General features: G+C 65.2%; 19 protein-coding genes. 14 read left to right on the forward strand and 5 right to left on the reverse strand.

What is annotated here, in order from left to right; translation table 11 throughout:
• Positions 1-22 precede the first annotated feature (22 nt).
• The 9 genes from BO1_RS14660 (at position 23) to BO1_RS14700 (ending at position 9,941) form a co-directional block, all read left to right on the forward strand.
• Positions 23-1,249: an alpha-hydroxy acid oxidase gene (locus BO1_RS14660; protein WP_043284893.1), complete on the forward strand. Its 1,227-nt coding sequence runs from the start codon at positions 23-25 to the stop codon at positions 1,247-1,249.
• Positions 1,249-2,730, forward strand: a complete 1,482-nt coding sequence (locus tag BO1_RS14665) for an acyl-CoA reductase (protein WP_028218188.1) — start codon at positions 1,249-1,251, stop codon at positions 2,728-2,730. The genes BO1_RS14660 and BO1_RS14665 overlap by 1 nt, the downstream gene beginning before the upstream one ends.
• Positions 2,730-4,151 carry a long-chain-fatty-acid--protein ligase gene (locus tag BO1_RS14670; RefSeq protein ID WP_028218189.1) on the forward strand — a complete coding sequence of 474 codons (1,422 nt, stop codon included), beginning with the start codon at positions 2,730-2,732 and terminating at the stop codon, positions 4,149-4,151. The genes BO1_RS14665 and BO1_RS14670 overlap by 1 nt, the downstream gene beginning before the upstream one ends.
• A gap of 34 nt (positions 4,152-4,185) precedes the next feature.
• Positions 4,186-5,679 carry a flavin-containing monooxygenase gene (locus BO1_RS51150; RefSeq protein WP_043284895.1) on the forward strand — a complete coding sequence of 498 codons (1,494 nt, stop codon included), beginning with the start codon at positions 4,186-4,188 and terminating at the stop codon, positions 5,677-5,679.
• Positions 5,680-5,750: 71 nt separating this feature from the next.
• Positions 5,751-6,533: a GntR family transcriptional regulator gene (locus BO1_RS51155; protein ID WP_043284897.1), complete on the forward strand. Its 783-nt coding sequence runs from the start codon at positions 5,751-5,753 to the stop codon at positions 6,531-6,533.
• Entirely contained in the window at positions 6,530-8,275 is a 1,746-nt protein-coding gene (locus tag BO1_RS14685) for a fumarate reductase/succinate dehydrogenase flavoprotein subunit (RefSeq protein WP_028218190.1), read from the forward strand. Before BO1_RS51155 ends, BO1_RS14685 begins: the two co-directional genes overlap by 4 nt.
• Positions 8,276-8,322: 47 nt before the next feature.
• On the forward strand, positions 8,323-8,568 hold the full coding sequence (locus BO1_RS14690; protein WP_028218191.1) for a 4Fe-4S dicluster domain-containing protein: 246 nt from the start codon (positions 8,323-8,325) through the stop codon (positions 8,566-8,568).
• A gap of 69 nt (positions 8,569-8,637) precedes the next feature.
• Positions 8,638-9,633, forward strand: coding sequence for a HEAT repeat domain-containing protein (locus tag BO1_RS14695; protein WP_028218192.1), 996 nt, complete (start codon positions 8,638-8,640; stop codon positions 9,631-9,633).
• Positions 9,630-9,941: a DUF971 domain-containing protein gene (locus BO1_RS14700; RefSeq protein WP_028218193.1), complete on the forward strand. Its 312-nt coding sequence runs from the start codon at positions 9,630-9,632 to the stop codon at positions 9,939-9,941. The genes BO1_RS14695 and BO1_RS14700 overlap by 4 nt, the downstream gene beginning before the upstream one ends.
• 63 nt (positions 9,942-10,004) lie before the next feature.
• Here BO1_RS14700 and BO1_RS14705 read toward each other — a convergent pair whose 3' ends face one another.
• Entirely contained in the window at positions 10,005-10,346 is a 342-nt protein-coding gene (locus BO1_RS14705; protein WP_028218194.1) for a hypothetical protein, read from the reverse strand.
• A 402-nt stretch (positions 10,347-10,748) separates the two neighbouring features.
• The gene (locus BO1_RS59130; RefSeq protein ID WP_156992259.1) at positions 10,749-11,036 is read right to left on the reverse strand and encodes a hypothetical protein; all 288 of its coding nucleotides are present in this window, start codon (positions 11,034-11,036) and stop codon (positions 10,749-10,751) included.
• Between the two features lie 124 nt (positions 11,037-11,160).
• On the opposite strand from BO1_RS59130, the gene BO1_RS14710 reads away from it, so the two are divergent.
• The 5 genes from BO1_RS14710 to BO1_RS14730 all read left to right on the forward strand — a co-directional run bounded on the left by BO1_RS14710 (position 11,161) and on the right by BO1_RS14730 (position 17,302).
• Positions 11,161-13,095, forward strand: coding sequence for an SMP-30/gluconolactonase/LRE family protein (locus BO1_RS14710; RefSeq protein ID WP_028218195.1), 1,935 nt, complete (start codon positions 11,161-11,163; stop codon positions 13,093-13,095).
• Positions 13,096-13,142: 47 nt separating this feature from the next.
• Positions 13,143-13,781 (forward strand): acrylate utilization transcriptional regulator AcuR, encoded by a 639-nt coding sequence (gene acuR, locus BO1_RS14715; RefSeq protein ID WP_043284900.1) that lies wholly within the window; start codon positions 13,143-13,145, stop codon positions 13,779-13,781.
• Positions 13,782-13,835: 54 nt separating this feature from the next.
• Complete coding sequence (gene acuI, locus BO1_RS14720; RefSeq protein ID WP_028218197.1) at positions 13,836-14,819, forward strand: acrylyl-CoA reductase (NADPH); 984 nt, start codon at positions 13,836-13,838, stop codon at positions 14,817-14,819.
• A gap of 153 nt (positions 14,820-14,972) precedes the next feature.
• The gene (locus BO1_RS14725; protein ID WP_028218198.1) at positions 14,973-15,614 is read left to right on the forward strand and encodes a DsbA family oxidoreductase; all 642 of its coding nucleotides are present in this window, start codon (positions 14,973-14,975) and stop codon (positions 15,612-15,614) included.
• A gap of 101 nt (positions 15,615-15,715) precedes the next feature.
• On the forward strand, positions 15,716-17,302 hold the full coding sequence (locus BO1_RS14730; RefSeq protein WP_028218199.1) for a Na+/H+ antiporter: 1,587 nt from the start codon (positions 15,716-15,718) through the stop codon (positions 17,300-17,302).
• Positions 17,303-17,438: 136 nt separating this feature from the next.
• On the opposite strand, the gene BO1_RS51160 is transcribed toward BO1_RS14730, so the two are convergent.
• The 3 genes from BO1_RS51160 to BO1_RS51165 form a co-directional block, all read right to left on the reverse strand.
• Positions 17,439-18,080 carry a hypothetical protein gene (locus BO1_RS51160; RefSeq protein ID WP_052409469.1) on the reverse strand — a complete coding sequence of 214 codons (642 nt, stop codon included), beginning with the start codon at positions 18,078-18,080 and terminating at the stop codon, positions 17,439-17,441.
• Position 18,081: 1 nt separating this feature from the next.
• On the reverse strand, positions 18,082-18,492 hold the full coding sequence (locus BO1_RS56375) for a hypothetical protein (protein WP_156992260.1): 411 nt from the start codon (positions 18,490-18,492) through the stop codon (positions 18,082-18,084).
• Positions 18,471-20,452, reverse strand: a 1,982-nt coding sequence (locus BO1_RS51165; RefSeq protein ID WP_218002805.1) for a type VI secretion system Vgr family protein, incomplete at its 5' end; no start/stop codon positions are given. The genes BO1_RS56375 and BO1_RS51165, both read right to left, overlap by 22 nt.

Below are 20,452 nucleotides of genomic sequence, written 5' to 3' on the forward strand. Positions count from 1 at the left end.
CATGGCGAATCCCGGAGACACAATGAACGGCAGACGTCATTACGCGGGCAGCGATCTTGCGCGCGCGCTCACCATCGAGGATTTGCGCCATATGGCGCGACGGCGTCTGCCGCGTTTCCTCTTCGAATACGTCGATGGCGGTGCCGAGGACGAAGTCACGCTGCATCGCAACCGGCACGCTTTCGCGAATCTGGCGCTGGTCCCGTCGACGCTGGTCGACGTCTCGAACCGGTCTCTGGCGGTCGACTTGTTCGGGCGCTCCGTGGCCGCCCCGCTCGTGGTCGCCCCAACAGGCTTCAACGGCTTGCTGAGCGAGCGCGCCGACGTCGCGCTCGCGCGAGCCGCAGCCAAGGCCGGCGTGCCGTTCACCCTGAGCATGGCCTCCAACGTGCCGCTCGAGGAAGTGGCGAGCGAGGCCGGCGGCAGACTGTGGATGCAGTTGTACTGGGTGCGGGACCGCGACTTCATCCGCCGCCTGGTCGCGCGCGCGCAAGCGGCATCGTTCGAGGCGCTCGTGCTCACCACCGACGTGCAAGTTTCCGGCGGCCGCGAATGGGACCGGCGCAACTACCGCGCCGGCATGGAGCTCACGCTGCGCAACCGCCTCGATGTCCTCGCGCACCCGCGCTGGCTCTGGCGCATCGTGCGGCACGGCGGCCTGCCGCGCTTTGCCAACCTGCGCGAACTGGCGCCCCCGGAAGCCGCGAGCGTCGTCGACGACATGGTCGCGCTCGGACGCAACATGGACCCCTCGGTCACCTGGGAACACCTGAAGTGGTTGCGCTCGCTCTGGCCCGGCAGGCTGCTGGTCAAGGGCGTCCTCTCGGCGGCGGATGCGCGGTGTGCCATCGGCCATGGCGCCGATGGCGTGATCCTCAGCAACCACGGCGGCCGCCAGCTCGACGGCGCGGTCAGCGCGCTCGAGGTCCTGCCGGTGATACGGGACGCGCTCGGCCCCGACGCCGTCATCCTGCTCGATGGCGGCGTACGCCGCGGCGTGGATGTCGTGAAAGCCAGAGCGTTGGGCGCCACGGCCGTGATGACGGGACGCAATGGCCTGTACGGCGTGGCGGCGGGCGGCGAGTCGGGCGCGGCACGGGCACTGGAGATCCTGCGCCAGGAGATCGACCGCGCGCTGGCGCTGCTCGGCACGCCAGACATCGAGACCGTGGATGCGCGCGTCCTCCACCGCCGGGCCAGCTCGCAGGCGCCGGCAGCGACGGTCCCTCTGCTTGAAGGAGTCATTTGATGCCCACGACCTTTCGCGTGCCGATCGTCATTCGCGGCCAGGTGCTGGACGACTGCGCTCTGGAGTTCGGCGGGCGCCACGACGGCGTCCGCTTCACGGTGCCCGACGTGATCCCGCACCTGTCCAGCCTGCTGCTGCGCAATCCCTCGCAGATGGCCGATTTGCATACGCTGCGCTTCGAGGACATCGTCGCTTACCTCGCGCGCCTCGGCGAGCGCCTGGACATCCATCGCAACGCGCACCTGCAGGCCGCCTTTGAATTGTCGCGACGCACTTCCGGCCTCTCGGAGTCGATCCTGCGCGCCTTCTACGAAGCGATTCCCGCATCGTTTCTGCCCGCCGTGGTGCGCGAAACGGCCGACCGGCTCGTGGGCATCGACTATCTGGAAGGATGGGTGCCGCAACCGTCCACCGTGCATGCGGGCGAGCCCACGCGCATCCGCGCGTTCGGCGCGCGCTGCGTGCATGTGATCGCCGGCAACGTGCCGATGGTGGGCGTAGGCACGGTGATCCGCAATGCGTTCACGCGCTCGGACGCCGTCGTCAAGACGCCGTCGAACGATCCGCTCACGGCCACCGCGATTGCGCAGACGATGGTCGACATGGCGCCCGATCATCCGCTCACGCGCCATCTGAGCGTCGTGTACTGGAAAGGCGGTGACGAGCGCGTGGAGCGCGAAATCTACGATCCGCGCGCCGTGGAGAAGATCGTCGCGTGGGGCGGCTTCGCGAGCATCCAGCACATCTCCCGCTACCTGCAGCCCGGGCTCGACCTGATCACGCTCGATCCCAAGCACAGCGCGACACTCATCGGCGCGGAAGCGTTCGCCAGCGATGCAACGCTTCAACACGTCGCGCGGCGCCTCGCCCTCGACATCGGCGCGATGAACCAGGAGGGCTGCGTGAACGCGCGCGTGGCCTACGTGGTCTCGGGCACGGACGAAGGCGGGCTCGCGCGCATCGAACAGCTCGGACGCCTCACGTTCGAAGCGCTGCAGCAGTTGCCGCCGCACCTGAGCACGCCGCACAAGGCGTTCGACACGGCGCTCAAGGACGAGATCGACGGCCTGCGCTTTGCCGGCGATGAATACGTGGTGTTCGGCGGCCGCCGCAACGAAGGCGCGATCATCGTCTCGCGCACGGACGCGCCGGTCGACTTCGCGCGCGCCCTCGCCTGCCGGGTCGCGAACCTCGTGCCGGTCGACGACGTGGACGTGGCCGTGCACTCGGTCAACGCCTACACGCAGACGATCGGCATCTACCCCGAAGCGCTGAAAGTCCGCTTGCGCGACCGCCTCGCCTTCCAGGGCGCCCAGCGGCTCGTGTCGCTCGGCGCCGCCGCGATCTTCGAGGATGCCGCCACGCCGCAGGACGGCATCGAGCCGGTGCGGCGCATGTGCAAGTGGATCGTCGAGCAGACCAGCGACGCCACGATGCTCGAGCAGCTTGCCGTTGGCGCTCAATCCACACAGGAGTCCTGATGTCCACGCTCGCGGAAAACCTGACACACGACCCGAAGTCGTATCTCGACGCACGCTATGACGAAGGCTTCCGCCTCACGCGCGAGCAACTCGACGCCGTCCACCTCAAAGGCGCGCAACGGCGCTTCGACGCGCTGCGCGAGCGCATTCCCGTGCTGCGCAAGCTCGCGGATGAACAGGGCGTGGCGCACATCGCGTCGCTCGACGACGTGGTGCCGCTGCTGTTTCCGCATACGGTCTACAAGTCGTATCCGTTCTCGATCATCGAGCGCGGCCAGTTCGAGCGGCTGACGCGCTGGCTGAGCGGCCTCACCGCATGCGACCTGAGCCGCGTCGATCACGCCGGCATCGACAGCATCGACGCCTGGATCAAGCGGCTCGACGACAGCACGGACCTGCGCGTGCTGCACACGTTCGGCACGAGCGGCAAGCTCTCGTTCGTGCCGCGCACGGCAGCGCAATGGATCGAGGCGAACCGGCTGACCACGCATTGCGTGCGCGACTGGCACGGCGCGGACTCCGGCCCCGACCTGTCCCGCGCGCGCATGCCGATGGTGCAGCCGGGCTACCGGCACGGCGCGGGCGCGACGTATCGCGGCGTCGCGCAGATGGTCGAGCGCTGGGCCGGCGGCGACGACAACGCGCTGTTCCTCTATCCGGACGAATATTTCAGCGCCGATATCGCCTCGCTGGCAGGCCGCCTGCGCGCCGCGGAGGCGCGCGGCGAGCAGGGCCGGCTGGAACTCTCGCCGGCGCTGCTCGCGCGGCGCGAGGAATTCTCCGCGCGCGAACAGGCGCGCCCGCAGCGCATGAAGCAATTCCTCGACACGGCGATCCAGCGCTTCGGCGGCCAGGACATCTGCCTGTTCGCGGTCTGGCCGATCCTCTCCGAGTGGGCCGGGGAAGCGCTGGCCTCGGGCGTGCGCGCGGCCTTCGGCGCGGGGAGCGTGCTGATGAGCGGCGGCGGCAACAAGGGACGCGCGCTGCCCGACGACTACCGCGAACGGATCTTCTCGTTCCTCGGCTTCGAGCGCGTGTTCGAGTTCTACAGCATGAGCGAGCTGATGGTCAGCTGTCCCCGCTGCGAACACGGCCGCTATCACGTCCCGCCCGTGCTCGTGCCGTTCGTGCTGGACCCCGAAACCGGCAAGGCCCTGCCGCGCGAAGGCCGTCAGACCGGCCGCTTCGCTTACCTCGACCTGCTCCCCGACAGCTACTGGGGCGGCCTCGTCAGCGGCGACGAAGTCACGCTCGGCGGCTGGGACGCGCCGTGCGAGTGCGGACGCCACGGTCCCTGGATCGAAGGCACCGTGCGCCGCTACAGCGAACAGCAAGGCGGCACCGACAAGATCAATTGCGCCGGCGCACCCGAAGCGCACGACCGCGCCGTCGAGTTCCTGCTCTCGTCGACGCAATCCTGATGCGAATTACCCTGAACAAGGACACACAACAATCATGACGAAAAACACCTCCAACTCCGATCTGCGCATCGTCGTGCTCGGCGCGGGCATGTCAGGCATCCTGAGCGGCATCAAGCTGCTCGAAGCCGGATACCGCAACGTGACGATCTACGAAAAGGCCGAGCGCGTAGGCGGCACGTGGCGCGAAAACACCTATCCGGGCCTGACCTGCGACGTCCCCTCGCACGCGTACACCTACTCGTTCGAGCCGAACGCCGAGTGGACCCGCCAGCTGCCACCGGGCGCCGAAGTACAGGGCTACTTCGAAAGCACGACCCGAAAATATAAGGTAGACGAACTGATTCGCTTCGGTCAGGAAGTGACCCGCTGCGCGTTCGTCGACGGGCGCTGGCATCTGGAAACGGCCAGCGGCCTGCGCGACGAGGCCGACGTGGTCATCGCGGCCACCGGCGTGCTGCACCACCCGCGCATGCCGGACATTCCCGGCCTGAAGAACTTCGGCGGGCGCGTGCTGCACAGCGCGCGCTGGGATCACTCGGTGCCGCTGGACGGCAAGCGCATCGGCATCGTCGGCAACGGCTCGACCGGCGTGCAACTGGTGTCGGCGCTGGCGAGCCGCGCCGGCAAGCTCAAGCACTTCCAGCGCACCGCGCAATGGATCATGCCGGTGGAAAACCCCGCGTTCACCGAAGAGCAGAAGCAGGCGTTTCGCGATGATCCGGCGCTGCTCAAGCGCATGCAGAACGACGAGACCTATCTCGCCAACGTGGAGCGCTTCACCACGGCCGTGGCTGATGCGTCCTCGCCTGAAATCGCCATCATCGAATCGATCGTGCTGGAGAACCTCGAACGCAGCGTGCCGGACCCCGTGCTGCGCGAGAAGCTGCGCCCCAACTATCGGGCCGCCTGCAAGCGCCTGATCTTCTCGCCGGACTACTATCAGGCGATCCAGCATGCGAACGCTGAACTGGTGACCGACGGCATCGAGACCGTCACCCACGAAGGCGTGCTCACGCGCAACGGCACCGTGCACGAGCTCGACGTGCTGGTGCTGGCCTCGGGCTTCCACGCAGACCGCTTCATGCGGCCGATGCAGATCACCGGACGCGACGGCCGCCACCTCGACGACGTGTGGGCCAAGCGGCCTCATGCGTACCTGGCGATCTCGATCCCCGAGTTTCCGAACCTCTTCATGCTCAATGGCCCGACGAGCCCCGTCGGCAACTTCTCGCTGATCGACGTGGCGGAGAAGCAATGGGGCTACATCGCGCAATTGCTCGACCTGCTGCGCAGCGGCGAGTGCACGGAAATCTCCGTGAAGCAGGATGCGCTCGATGCCTATGAAGCCAGCCGCCTCGCGGCCGCCAGGAACACGATCTTCGCCTCGGGCTGCAACAGCTGGTATCTCGACGCCGAAGGCGTGCCCGCGAGCTGGCCCTGGAACTACGCCCGCTTCCGCGATGTCATGGCGGCCCCGGATCTTTCCGCCTTCGAACAGAAGCAACGCACGCTCGTGGAAAATAGTTAGCAGAAATGCTTCGTTGGCCCCCGCGAGGGGGCTGATTACACTGCGATCCATCTTGTCATAACAAGTGGATCATGCCTGACACGAACCTCAACGCGCTCGCGCCGCAGCCGCTTTACGCGCAGATCAAGGAGACGCTGCGCGCGCGCATTCTCGACGGCACCTATGCGCCGCACAGCCAGATGCCCTCCGAGCACGCGCTGTGCGCGATGTTCGACGTGAGCCGCATCACCGTGCGCCAGGCGCTCGGCGACCTGCAGAAGGAAGGGCTCGTTTTCCGGCTGCACGGCAAAGGCACCTTCGTGTCGAAGCCCAAGGCGTTTCAGAACGTGACCTCGCTGCAGGGCTTCGCGGAAGCCATGTCGTCGATGGGCCATGAGATCGTCAACCAGCTTCGTTACTTTCGCATCGTCAAGGCCGATCGGCACGTCGCACAGAAGCTGAATCTCGCCGAAGGCGCGAGCGTGGCCGAAATCCATCGCGTGCGCCTGCTCAATCGCGAGCCCGTCTCGCTCGAACTCACGTGGGTGCCGGAGGCGCTCGGCAAGCGTCTGGCCGGCGCCGATCTGGCCTCGCGCGACATCTTCCTGATTCTGGAGAACGACTGCGGCGTCGCGCTCGGCCACGCCGACGTGTCGATCGACGCCATGCTCGCCGACGACGAGATCGCCGACGCGCTGCGCGTGCCGCAAGACAGCCCGGTGCTGCGCATCGAGCGCACCACGCACGACGCGCAAGGCACGCCCATCGACTACGAATACCTCTACTTTCGCGGCGACGCGTTCCAGTACCGCCTGCGCATCGATCGCGAGAAAGCCGCACACATAGACGAAAATTCCGTGAGGACAACGCAATGAACACCGAAATACTCGAATACGATATCGTCGTGGTGGGCGGCGGCACGGCCGGGCCCATGGCGGCCATCAAGGCGAAGGAGCGCAATCCCGCGCTCAAGGTGCTGGTGCTCGAAAAGGCCAACGTCAAGCGCAGCGGCGCGATTTCGATGGGCATGGATGGCCTGAACAACGCCGTGATTCCGGGCCACGCCACACCCGAGCAATACACGCGCGAGATCACCATCGCCAACGACGGCATCGTCGATCAGGAGGCCGTGTACGCCTATGCGAAGCACAGCTTCACGACCATCGAGCAGCTCGACCGCTGGGGCGTAAAGTTTGAAAAGGACGGCAACGGCGACTACGCGGTGAAGAAGGTCCATCACATGGGCGCCTACGTGCTGCCCATGCCCGAAGGCCACGACATCAAGAAAGTGCTCTACCGCCAGCTCAAGCGCGCGCGCGTGGCCATCACCAACCGCATCGTGACCACGCGCGTGCTCACCGACGCGCAGGGCGCCGCGTGCGGCGTGATGGGCTTCGACTGCCGCACGGCACAGTGCGTGGTGGTGCGCGCCAAGGCCGTGATCCTCTGCTGCGGCGCAGCCGGGCGCCTGGGGCTGCCCGCCTCCGGTTATCTGATGGGCACTTACGAGAACCCCACCAACGCAGGCGACGGCTATGCGATGGCGTATCACGCGGGCGCCGCGCTCACGAATCTCGAGTGCTTCCAGATCAACCCGCTCATCAAGGACTATAACGGCCCGGCCTGCGCCTACGTGACGGGCCCGCTCGGCGGCTTCACCGCCAACGGCAAGGGCGAGCGCTTCATCGAATGCGATTACTGGAGCGGCCAGATGATGTGGGAGTTCTATCGGGAACTGCAAAGCGGCAACGGCCCCGTGTTCCTGAAGCTCGATCACCTCGCCGAGGAAACCATCCAGACCATCGAGCAGATTCTGCACACCAACGAGCGCCCGAGCCGCGGACGCTTTCACGCGGGACGCGGCACCGACTACCGCACGCAGATGGTCGAGATGCACATCTCCGAAATCGGCTTTTGCAGCGGGCACAGCGCGTCGGGCGTGTATGTCGACTCGCGGGCGCGCACCACGGTGCGCGGACTCTACGCCGCGGGCGACATGGCGGCCGTGCCGCACAACTATATGCTCGGCGCGTTCACCTATGGCTGGTTCGCTGGGGACGACGCCGCCAGCTATGTGGCGGAGCGCGAGCACGCGCCGCTGGACCACGCGCAGATCGACGCCGAGCGCGCGCGCATTCACGCGCCGCTCGAGCGCACGCACGGCCTCGCGCCCGCTCAGGTCGAATACAAGCTGCGGCGCATGGTGAACGACTATCTGCAGCCGCCCAAGGTCACGCGCAAGATGGAGATCGGCCTGCAACGCTTCGACGAGATCGCCGAGGACATCGGCGCGATCAAGGCCAACAACCCGCACGAACTCATGCGCGCGGCCGAAGTGCGCGCGATTCGCGATTGCGCGGAAATGGCCGCGCGCGCGTCGCTGTTTCGCACCGAGAGCCGCTGGGGCCTCTATCACCACCGCGTCGACTATCCGCAGCGCGACGACGCCAACTGGTTCTGCCACACCGATCTGCGCAAGGACGCAAGCGGCGTCATGCGCTCCGAGAAGCGCGCCATTGCACCTTATGTCGTGCCGGTGAGCGAGGCGGAGCTGGGCGCCTACAACCGCATGCGCATCCAGCGCGAGCACGCGCCCGAACCCGTAGAAGCGCTTTGAGCCCACGCTCGCGCACAACACTCGACGAACGCCACGAGGAAAACATCATGTCTTACACGCCCCACGAAATCTTCCAGCGCAGCAGCGCACCGGTCACCATCGACGAAGCGCGCTGCATTGCCGACAAGGGCTGCACGGTATGCGTCGACGTCTGCCCGCTGGATCTGCTCGCCATCGACGTGACGAAGGGCAAGGCGTATATGCAGTTCGACGAATGCTGGTATTGCATGCCCTGCGAGCGCGACTGCCCGACCGGCGCTGTGAAGGTCGAGATTCCGTATCTGCTGCGCTAGCAGAGGGAAGACGCAATCCGCGTGCGCAATCGCACCCCATCACTTCGGATTCCATATCGATATTCAGCCATGACATCCTCCGCATACCCGAACGCGGCGCCTCCTGAAGCCGCCGGCGCGCTCGCCCGTCTCTCCGCCGACGACGCCGCCGTGCGCCGCATCGCCGTGCTCGATCTCGCCGATCTTGAAGACGCCGCGCTCATTGCCCCACTCGTCGCGGCGCTGCGCGACGACCCCTCGCCCGACGTGCGCCGCGAGGCGGCGCTCGTGCTGGCCTCGTGGGAACAGGAAGACGTGGTGGAAGCGCTGTGCGCCACGCTGCTCGACATTGACCCGGCCGTACGCGAAGCGGCCCAGCAGTCGCTCGCTGAACTCAAGGAGCCGGCTTCGGCGCGTGTGCTGCGGCGCTGGGCGACGCGGCCCGAGCCGTTCGTGCGGCGCGCGGCGTTGCGCAGCCTGCGCGAATTGCGCGACGCAGCGGCCTTCGAGCCCGCGCTGGCCGCGCTCGCCGACGCCGATGCCGAGGTGCGCCTCGAAGCCGTAGCCGTGCTCGGCTGGCTCAAGGACGCGCGCGCCGTGGCGCCGCTGTCGGCCCTCGCCACCGTGGATGCGCACGACGCGGTCCGGCGCGCCGCGGCGGGCGCGCTCGGCTTCGCCGCGGCGGACGATACGCATGCCGGCGCGGCACTGCTGCACGCGCTCGCCGACGCCGACTGGCAGGTGCGCGAAGAAGCCGCCACCACGCTCGGCAAGCTGCGCACGCCCGCCGCGCGCGACGCGCTCATCCACGCACTCGCCGACGATTACTGGCAGGTGCGCCTGCGCGCGGCGCGCGCGCTCGGCCGCCTCGGCGACGCACACGCCGCAGCCGCCGTGAGCACGCTGCTCGCGCATCCGATCAGCAACTTGCGCAAGGAGGCGGCGCTCGCGCTGGGCGAGCTGCCATCGGCAACGAGCCTCGCACCGTTGCGCGCGGCGCTCGACGACCGCGATCCGGAAGTGCGCAAGGCCGTGCGCATCGCCCTGCAGCAACTCGAGGCGCGGCTCGAAGGCGGCGCGCCATGAACGTGCCCATCGAAATTCTGAGCGAATCTGGCGCCCTCACGCTCGTATGGCCAGGCGGCGAGCGCCAGCGCCTGCCGCTCGCGAGCCTGCGGCGCGCGTGCCCCTGCGCGGGCTGCCGCCGCGCGCGCCTGGGTGGGCACATGAATGGGGACGTGAGCGATTTACCTGACGACTCCGCGCATGACAATCTCACGCTGAGCGCCATGGTCCCGATGGGCTATGGCGTGCAACTCGTCTTCAGCGACGGCCACGACCGGGGCATCTTTCCGTGGGCGTGGCTCGAACGGTTCGCGCCGCCAGCGGCGTGACACGCACCGCATCGTGCCGCCGATCCCTGCATGCAATGCGCAAACGAAGCGATTACGAGGCCTTTACAGCGCGTCGTTACACAGCAACATCATGCGCTGCACCATGGTCGACGCCTCGTTGAGTTCCATGTCGTTTGTAAATAACACCGAGACGCTGGAGAGGCGCACGGCAATGCCCGCGCCCAGCAGATCGTGGCTTGCGATCTTGAGCGCAAGCTGGCCGAGGCGCACCCGGTCGAGCCAATGCATCGTCAAGCCGCCCTTTTGCAGCCACTCGCGGCAGCACGAGACGACATGATCGACGCGCCATTCCTGCGTCAACGCGTAAGACGACGCGGCAATGGCCACAAGGTAGCAAAGCAGCTCCGGGCGGGCACTGCTCGCTTCGACGAATTCCGTTTTCACTGGCTTGCGTCCCTGTTTCCTGACATAGATGCCTAGGGTCTGTTCACATTAGAAACAGGCTTGCGAACGTGCCTTGCCGGGTGCAGTGCAAGGAGCGCGGCGCGCCGTTTGGCCGAGCCAAACAAGCGGCGCGCGACGCCGCAATGCGCCCGGCAAGGCACGTTCCCCAATATTAACCAATTCCATCCAGGGGCTGGCCACCAGAAGGGCCGATCGCCGCGTCATGCTCCTCACGAATACATCGAGTATTCGCTTCGTCGCAATCCTCGCGCTCGGCCCTTCTGGTGGCCAGCGCAAGCCTGTTTCTAATGTGAACAGACCCTAGCTATGGCCGGACCTGCCAAAAGCAAGCATTCTGCATCGAAACGGCTCGCTCCGCTGCATCATTCTGATGTCGTTTCATCACATGAAAAATCCCATCGGCTTCGAGCCACGAGCGAGCCGGCCCGCATGTGAATGCCGGCACTCGCCCAATTCTGCGCGCAAGTGAAATGCAATAAAAAAAATACCCGTCATGCGCAATGAATTAATTCCAAATAATAAGCGCGGAAAATCCACAGAACGCTCGACGGAAACGCCTGCCTGGCCGCGCCGTCGCCCCGGGCACGGCAATTGCTGCTGCCCCGCCGCCTGCGCAATTGAATTGAAAACGAGAATCCAGACGACGATTAAAAAAGACGACACAAACATCCATAAAGATCAACCGTAGCCGCTTATTTCGACACGCAACATGCATCACGCATTACCCAACGTCCCGCGCCGCAAGCCTCGACCCTCGACGCTATTCAGCCACACCGCATCAGGAGTTTTTTCCATGAACAAGAACAACAAGCGCATGTGCGCCCTGCTGTTGAGCGCGATTTTCGCCACGCCCCTCGCGGCGCTCTCGCCTGCCGCACAGGCACAGCAATACACCACCGACTGGCTCGCCAACACCTACGGAACGCTTGCGGCCCACGTGGGCAATGGCGCGCGCTCGATGTGGGTCGCGCCCGAAGGCGTCATCTATACGGCCTCGTTCTGGGACGAGAACGAGGGCGGCATGGCCATCTACCAGAACGGCAAGAGCCTGGGCTCGATCGGGCTGCACAACGAATTCCAGGGCGGCGCCATCACCGGCAACCTCACCTCGGTCTTTGCCGCCATGCAGGCGGGCACCGCCTATGGCAGCGGCACGGTCGGGCGCTACAACCGCGCGAGCGGCCAACGCGATCTCACCATCAACGTGAGCACATGGAACGCGGTCAGCCGCGCCGACGCCATCACGGGCCTCGCCACGCAAAACTCGCTGCTCTACGCGAGCGACTTCTTCGGCAACCGCGTGCGCGTCTTCACGACCGACGGCGCGTGGCAGCGCGACATCGCCATCGCGAGCCCGGGCGCGCTCGCGCTCGACAGCTCAGGCAACGTCTGGGTCGCGCAAAAGAGCGCAGGCACCATCAGCGGATTCAGCCCCACGGGCGCGCCGTTGCAGACGATCCAGATGCCCGCGGGGTCGCAGCCCTCCGCGCTCTACTTCGACGCATCCACAGGACTGCTGATGGTTGGCGACGAAGGCCCCGACATGAACATCAAGCTCTACAGCCTCGCGGGCACGCCCACGCTGACCGGCACCTTCGGCGTGCAGGGCGGCTACCTCGACACCACGACCGGCACCAAAGGCCAGGTGGGCGCGAAACGCTTCACGCGCATCACCGGCATCGGCAAGGACACGTCCGGCAACCTCTACGTGCTCAACAATCCATGGGGCGGCGCCTGGGACCTGGGCCGCAACGGCGGCACCGACATTCACGCCTACGATCCCAACGGCAATCTGCTCTGGAAGCTGCAGGCGCTGAACTTCGAGGGCGTGGCGGCGCCCGATCCGGCCACCGATGCCACGCTGTTCTACAGCGGCACCGACATCTTCACGGGCACGGCGGGCGGCACCTTCGTCGCCAACACGGTGGATCCGTTCACCTACCCGAACGACCCGCGCGTGAACATGAACGACACCCAGCGCGACGAGCACTTCGGCCAGCTCGTCTCCGTGGGCGGCAACCGCATCCTCGTGGCGTCGGGCCAGAACCCCGCGATCTTCTACTTCTTCCACTTCAATCCCGCGAGCGGCTACATCGCCATTCCCGACGGCTCGCTGCCCGGCGCCCTGTTCAATACTTCGATCGCGGTCACGGGCGGCTTCTGCATCGACAGCAAGGGCGACGTGTGGGCCGGCCTCAACCGCACGAACCACATCTATCACTACCCGCTCACCGGCTTCGACGGCAACGGCAAGCCCTCATGGGGCCCCGCCATCGCCCTCTCGACGCCGCAAAGCGCGCGGCCGATCACGCGCATCGTCTACCAGCCGGAAAGCGACACGATGATCCTCGCCCAAGGGCTGGCCGGGAACTGGGACTGGACCGCGATGAACGGCCATATCGAGGTGTATCACGGCTGGGCGTCGGGCAATCGCACGCCGAATCCGGTCATCAACCTCACCAGCGCCAATCCGAAATCGATCACGGCGGCGGGCAACTATCTGTTCGTCGGCTACGTGCACACGGTGCCGAATATCGATGTGTTCGATCTCACGACGGGCAAGCAGGTCACCACGCTGATCAACGCGAACCCCGGCACGGTGGACGTGGGCAACGACGTGGACTCGATGTACGGCCTGCGCGCGTATCGGACCTCGAGCGGGCAGTACGTGATCACGAAGGACAATTACAACGGCACCAGCGTGATCGTGCAGCGCTGGACGCCTTGAATGCGGGCGTATTGAATTTTAGAGACGATCGGTCTAATATCGCGTTCATGGACGCTCCGACCATCAAGCCGCGCCGCGGCAGACCCCCGAAAGACCCGCGCGTGCACGGCGACACACGTGCATTGCTGCTTCGCGCGGGCCTCGAAATGCTCACCGGGCAGAGCTTCGCGGCCACCGGGCTCGACGCCGTGCTCAAGCGCGTGGGCATTCCGAAGGGCTCGTTCTATCACTACTTCGAGAGCAAGGAGGCGTTTGGCCGCGAGCTGATGGCCGCGTACGACGCCTACTTCTGCGCGAAGCTCGACCGCTGGCTCCTCGACGAGACGCGTCCCGCGCTGGACCGGCTCGGCGCCTTCGTCGAAAACGCCAAGGCCGGCATGGCGCGCCATGGCTACACGCGCGGCTGCCTCGTCGGCAACCTCGGCGTGGAGGTCGATGTGCTCCCCGAAGACTTCCGCGAGCGGCTCGAAAGCGCCCTGCAAGGCTGGCAGGCGCGCGTGGTCGCGTGCCTGCGCGACGCACAGCGCGAAGGCGCCATCTCGAAGCAGGCCGATCTCGACGCGCTCGCGGCGTTCTTCTGGATCGGCTGGGAAGGCGCCGTATTGCGCGCGCGGCTGGTGCGAGACAGCGCGCCGCTCGACACGTTCTTCCGAGGTTTCATCGCCGGGCTTCACTCCACGCCATAGTCAAAGCGTGCTGCCCGGTGCCCGTTTCCCTTTCGTTTCATCGACGAGGCACTCATGTTCAAAGCCATTCTGGTTGATAAGGAATCCGGATCATACTCGGCGCGCATCGCCGAGCTCGACGAAGCGCGCCTGCCCGACGCGGAGGTACTCGTCGACGTGCAATACAGCACGCTCAACTACAAGGACGGTCTCGCGATCACCGGCAAGAGCCCGGTCGTGCGCAGCTTTCCGATGGTGCCCGGCATCGATTTCGCCGGCACGGTCGTCCAGAGCGCGGACCCGCGCTATGCCGCGGGCGACGCGGTCGTGCTCAACGGCTGGGGCGTGGGCGAGCAGCATTGGGGCGGCCTCGCGCAAAAGGCCCGCGTAAAAGCCGACTGGCTGATTCCGCTGCCACCGGGCTTGAGCACGCGGCAGACCATGGCTGTCGGCACCGCGGGCTATACCGCGATGCTCTGCATACTCGCGCTCGAGCGCTACGGCATCGGGCCGGGCCACGGCGACGTGCTCGTGACGGGCGCGAGTGGCGGCGTCGGCAGTTTCGCGATTGCGCTGCTGGCCCGGCGCGGCTATCGCGTCGTGGCGTCGACCGGCAGGCGCGAGGAAGCGGCGTATCTGGAGCAGCTCGGCGCCGCCGAGGTCATCGACCGCGCAACGCTCTCCGAGCCGGGCAAGCCGCTGCAAAAAGAGCGCTGGGCGGCGGCCATCGACTCGGTCGGCGGCCACACGCTCGCGAACGTCTGCGCGAGCCTGCGCGCCGACGGCGCCGTGGCGGCCTGCGGCCTCGCGCAAGGCATGGACTTGCCCGCCACGGTCGCGCCGTTCATCCTGCGCGGCGTGAGCCTCATCGGCGTCAACAGCGTCACGCGCCCCTTCGCCGAGCGCCAGCAAGCCTGGCAGGCGCTGGCCGAGACGCTCGATCTGGGCGCGCTCGACACGATCACGCGCGAGATCGGACTCGCCGAAGCGATACCGGCCGCGAGCGACCTGCTCGAAGGACGCGTGCGTGGCAGGCTCGTCGTGAATGTGAATGCCTAGGCGCTAACGTAGCTCGCCATGCGGGCGCGCGGGCGCTTGTGCGCGTCCACGCTCCCGCTTGGCGAGCCGTGCGAGAATTCCGTGTGCCCGCCGGTGTGAGCCGCATCGCCATTGCCGATGCGCCACCCGCCCCTTCATTCCACCGGAAAAGCCATGAAACCAGCGCTTCAAATCGATTTTGTCTCCGATATCGCGTGCCCCTGGTGCGCGATCGGCCTTTCCTCGCTGCAGCAGGCGCTGAAGAATCTCGGCGACAGCGTCGACGCAACCATCGCCGTCCACCCGTTCGAACTGAACCCGGACATGGTGCCCGGCGGCGAAACCATCGTCGATTATCTCGGCAAGAAATATCACCGCACGCCGGAGCAGATTGCAGAGACGCAAGAAGCGATCCGCGAGCGCGGTGCCAGCGTGGGCTTCACGTTCGGGCCGCGCACGCGCATCTACAACACCTTCGACGCCCATCGCCTGCTGCATTGGGCGGGCCTCGAGGGCAAGCAACTGCCGCTCAAGCTCGCGCTGCTGCGCGCCTATCACGGCGAAGGCAAGGACACGAGCGACCAGGACATGCTGGTTCAGGCCGCGCAATCGGTGGGACTGGATGCGGATCAGGCGCGCACCGTGCTGGAAAGCGGCGCCTATGCCGACGAGGTGCGCGCGGAAGAACAGCACGCGCAGGCCATGGGCATCCAGTCGGTGCCGGCCATCATCTTCAATCAGAAGTATCTGGTGAGCGGCGGCCAACCCGTCGAAACCTTCGAGAACGCCATCAAGCAGATTCTTGCCGAGGGCTGAAGCCGCGCGCTCGCGCGGCTGACCGGGACGGCTGGGGCGGCGATTGCAGTGGGTGCCCCAGCCGATGCATCGCATCGATCCGGCCTCTCACTGGAGCCACCATGTCGGCAGTGTCGGCGTTCAAGCTCGTTCTGCTTTCGCTCATCGCCATCGTCGCGCTGGAACTGCTCGCCAAGCGCCTGCGTCTGCCGCCCGCCGCCGCGCTGCTGGTGGGCGGCGCGGCCATGGCGTTCGCGCCGGGCCTGCCGCCCGTCGTCATGGACCCCGATCTCGTCCTGATCGTGTTCCTGCCGCCGCTCCTGATGGACGGCGCCTATTTCTTCGTCTGGGCCGACTTCAAGCGCCATATCACGCCGATCCTGCTGTACGCGATTGGCGCCGTGGCGTTCACGACCTGGGCCGTCGGCCTCGTCGCGCACTGGGTGGCGCCCTCGCTGCCGTGGGCCGTGTGCTTCGCGCTGGGCGCGGTGGTCTCGCCGCCCGACGCCGTGGCCGCGCGCGCCGTGCTCGAGCGGCTCGCGCTGCCGCGCCGCCTCATGGTCCTGCTCGAAGGCGAAAGCCTGCTCAACGACGCAGCGGGCCTCGTGCTATTCCGCCTCGCCGTGGCCGCCGCGCTCACGGGCGCGTTCAGCAAGTCGGGCGCCTTGCTGAGCTTCTCGGGGCTTGCGCTCGGCGGCATCGCCGTGGGCTGGTGCGTGGGCTACCTCACGGTCACCCTGCTGCGCCTGCTCGAAGACGACTATCTGATCATCACCACCGCCGTGAGCGCCGCATGGTTCAGCTACATCGCGGGCGAGATGGCCGGCGTGTCGAGCGTGATCGCCACCGTCACCTGCGGCATGTATCTGGGCTGGCATCAGCACGAGGTCTTCTCCGCTCGCGTGCGCATGCGCGGCACCGCATTCTGGCAAGTGCTCGTCTTCGTGCTCGAAGCGCTGGTGTTCGTGCTGATCGGGCTCTCGCTGCGCGGCGTGATCTCGCGGCTCGGCGGCGCGGGCGAGGCCATCGCGCAGCTCGGCCCGGCCGCGCTCGCCGTGGTCGCGGCAGTGGTGCTTTCGCGCTGCGTGTGGGCCTTCGGGCTCGAGACGATACGCCTGTTCGCGCATCGCCTCGCGCCGCGCCGCGTACAGAACGCCGATTTCCGCTCCGCTGCGGTGGTGAGCTGGGCGGGCATGCGCGGCGTGGTCACGCTCGCGATCGCCCTCACGCTGCCCGCCGCCCTGCCCGGGCGCGACCTCATCCTGTTCGCGGCGTTCGCCGTGATCCTCTTCACGGTGCTGCTGCAGGGCCTCACCATCGGGCCGCTGATTCGCCTCGTGAGGCCGCTGCAGGACGCCGAGGCAGCGGCCGGCTATCTCACCGAGCCGCAAGTGTGGGCACGGCTATTCGAGGTGCAGTTCGAAGCCATTCAGCCGCTCGTGCACGCGCCGGACGGCAGTGTGATCCACCCGCGCCTGCTGGAGCAATACACCTATCGGGTCAGGCTCTCGCGTTCGTTCGAAAGCGCTACGAGCTTGCCGAGCGACATCCGCACCGCTCATTACGACGTCGTGCTCGCCGCCGTGCACGCGGGCCGTGCGGAAGTCCTGCGGCTGCACCGGGCCGGCAGCATCAACGATGAGATGCTGCATCGGGTCGAGCGGGATCTGGATCTCGAGGAGGTGGGAGCGCAGCATTCGCGGGGGTGAGGACAGTCGTCGGTCTGAGGTGCTACGCCGGTTTTGTGCGTTTAGCCTGGCGTTGCTCGCGCGGCGGGGGGCTTCCCACGGCCCGATGGCGATGCAGCATGGTCGAGCCGCGAAATCGTATGTTCGAAGCGCGGGGTCATTTGGCGGCGTCCGATTTGCCGTACAGCTCGCGCACGCGTTGCTCCTTTTCCTCGCGCATTCTCTTGCGATCCTCAGGCGTGACGAGCGCATAGGCGCGCTCGATGGTGAGGAAAAAGAGTTGGCTTTTCGGTTCATCGCCTGTTGGAAGGCCAAAAACAATCTCGACATCGACAGGGAATCGACTATCGGCTTGCGTCTTCGCGCGGTATCGGTAGGGCTTCAGGAGCAAGCCGGGCCCTGGGGGCGGCATTTCATTTCCTTCGTGCCTTACTCCATCCCGGTCAATCCAGTAATCGGCAAGATCGAGCCGCTTTTTCAGTACATCTTCGGTCAAGTTGTCAATTGGCGGGTCAAAATTCAGCTTAAAATGAATTGGAACGACAGGCACACTCGTCCTGTCTTCGGAATAGTCGAGGGGATTAGATGCAGTCACGAACTCTATCGTTGCTGGTGGAATCGAGATATTTTTGAAGGAATAGAACATGCCGGGATAACCCGGCTGAGCCCTGGTATTCCGGATCTTGCCAAATGTTCCATCATCGGGGTCAAACGGCTTGTCGTCACGCATGATTGCCATGACCTCATCCAGCATGCGGAAGATGATGTTGCGCTGAACGTCGCTAACGGTGCGATACATTTCAGATTGCTCCGACGTCTTTAAGGGTGTTGACATACTGGTCTGTGCAAGCGCCGGGGTTCCACAGAAACTGAGTATCAGGCTTGAACCAGTAGTCACGCACAATATTCTGAGAGGCATACGCATCCTCCTCATGTAAATGGCTTCGGTATCCCGGGTTATGTTGTGCCATCTTTAGTGCGACCTCCGGTTTAACGTTTCGCATTTTGCAGACCTCATCTTGTACAACGTCGAGGTCCATAGCGACAAAGTCATAGGCCGCATCCCTGGGGCGGTTGACAATCGACCAGTAGTATTCGAATACCAGCATGCGATGCATTTCAATGCGCACACGTTCATCGTTCGGAAAGGGTTGCTTCGATGCAATGGCATAGACACGTTTTTCTACGGTCAGCTTGTAGTATTTCTCCATATTCGGAAATTTTCGATAGTCGCCCGGATAGGTATTGAAGAGGGAAATAATCCAGTATTTTGCTGACAATGCCTCGCCTCGTGATAAAGCGTTACGGCGAGTTCCGTGATCCAGAAATCGTTGCGGTCGCTCCTCAGCCTGTCGATGATGTTCTTGATACGAAACTGGGCCACAGCCACCGACCAATAGATTGCAATAAACCCTCCCTCATTTGTCGGTTCCATACCGTACTTCGGTGCCTTTGCTGGCCCAATGATCTCTATGGCTGGCATTGCACCAGGCTTAGCATCGGCTGAAGTCCCAGCGGGCAGACCAAACGGTCCATCCTGGAGGGCAGCCCACAGGGCCTCCTGCACGGCAGGCGCGACAATCGCCTGCATATCATCCGCAGACTTCCCATCCAGATCGATCCAGTTAATATCCATCAGCTTTGGCTTTACCGCAGCTGTGTACTGTTTGGCAACCGGGTATTCAATATTCGATCGCCTTCGGTCTGCGGGCGATTGTTCAGCCTTCGCGTCATTCAGGATGCGATAGCGCCGTAACCCAAAATTCATTGGATCGCACGTTATATAGCGCGCGGGCTGTCCCTGCGTGGTCGGACCTTCGCCGGGTGTGCTGATAGCCTTGCCGCCGATCTGCGCGGTACGCTGCGCGGGAACGGGTGGTGGTGGCGGAGGCGGCAGACTTGCGTCCCGATGGACCGATATCTTTGTCATACCGATCACGTCCTCGGGGCTGCTCTGCGACATGAATTCAATCATGCCGAACGACACGGCGTTACTCGTCGCCATCTGCAATTCGCCCAGTTCGTTCGTGACGCCCTGGATGACTTGCCCATCGTCCAGCGTGAGACGGTATGGCTGATTCGGGACCGTAAAACCACCACCGCTCTCTACAAGCACATGATGGGCCGCGAGCTTGCCGGGGTTATCGGATGTGACTGGAAAATCGACAGGCCTGCTGACCGGATCATCCGTCGAGTGGTCTGCTGCGTGCAGCACGACGCGGCCGGCAGTATAGACTTTGAACCCGTCGTCGGAGAGCCGTGCAACTGAGGCGCCGCCTTGGAATTCGATCCCTACGGGCGACTGCAGTTTGAGCCAGCCCTTGCGACAGATGATTTCGGCCACTTCATTCGCGATCAGCCGTATAAAGGCATCACGGGACTCGATGTAGATTCCCCCGGGCGTAATGAGCGTGATTGCCTTTTGTGCGTACAGCGCGATTTTCCCGCGCACCGACGCGAAGAACGATTCGGCCGCCGCGAAGGATAGATGTCTGCCCGCAGTCAGCGCCGTATCTTTTTCGCTCGCAATATGCGTGCTCTCTTCCGCCGTCGACTGGATACCCGCCGCGCTGGAGAGCGTCAGGTGCGGTGCTTCGAACTCAGGAAACTCATCTGCGCCACCGCTGCCCTTGCCGCGCAATTCCGCATTGGCGCGCTTCATGGCTTCGGTTACGTCGGCCTGATCGCCCTTTGCGTCCTGAGCGTCGTGCCGCCGAGCCTGCTGCGCGATGCTCTCGTGGATGTCACGCGCGCCTGTCAACCGAGCGATGGCCTCGCCCATGTCCTTGACCTTACCAGCCGCTTTTTCGCGGATAGACGTGGTTATCAGCATGCCGAACGCCCGCAAAACGCCCCACAGGTCGGTGCGGAGTTCGAACCCTTCGCCTCTGGCTTCCTGACGCCCCGCATTGCCCTCGATGCGTGTGATATAGCCCAGGCTCAGGCTCGAATTCGCATGGTCGCTGGCGAGCTGCACCTGTTGCCGGTCCTGGCTATCGTCGAACGCGAGATGGTTGGTCGTGGCGCCGCGCCCGAGGCTGCGCGTGACGATGCCCGAGAGCGCGCGATTCTCAGGCAGCTTCCACGCCGGCATATTGTTCACGTCCGGCACGAACGCCGTCACGATGGGCCGGTCCGGGTCGCCGTTGATATAGTCCACGAGAACCTGTT

Source organism: Paraburkholderia oxyphila NBRC 105797 (assembly GCF_000685075.1).
GTDB lineage: Bacteria > Pseudomonadota > Gammaproteobacteria > Burkholderiales > Burkholderiaceae > Paraburkholderia > Paraburkholderia oxyphila.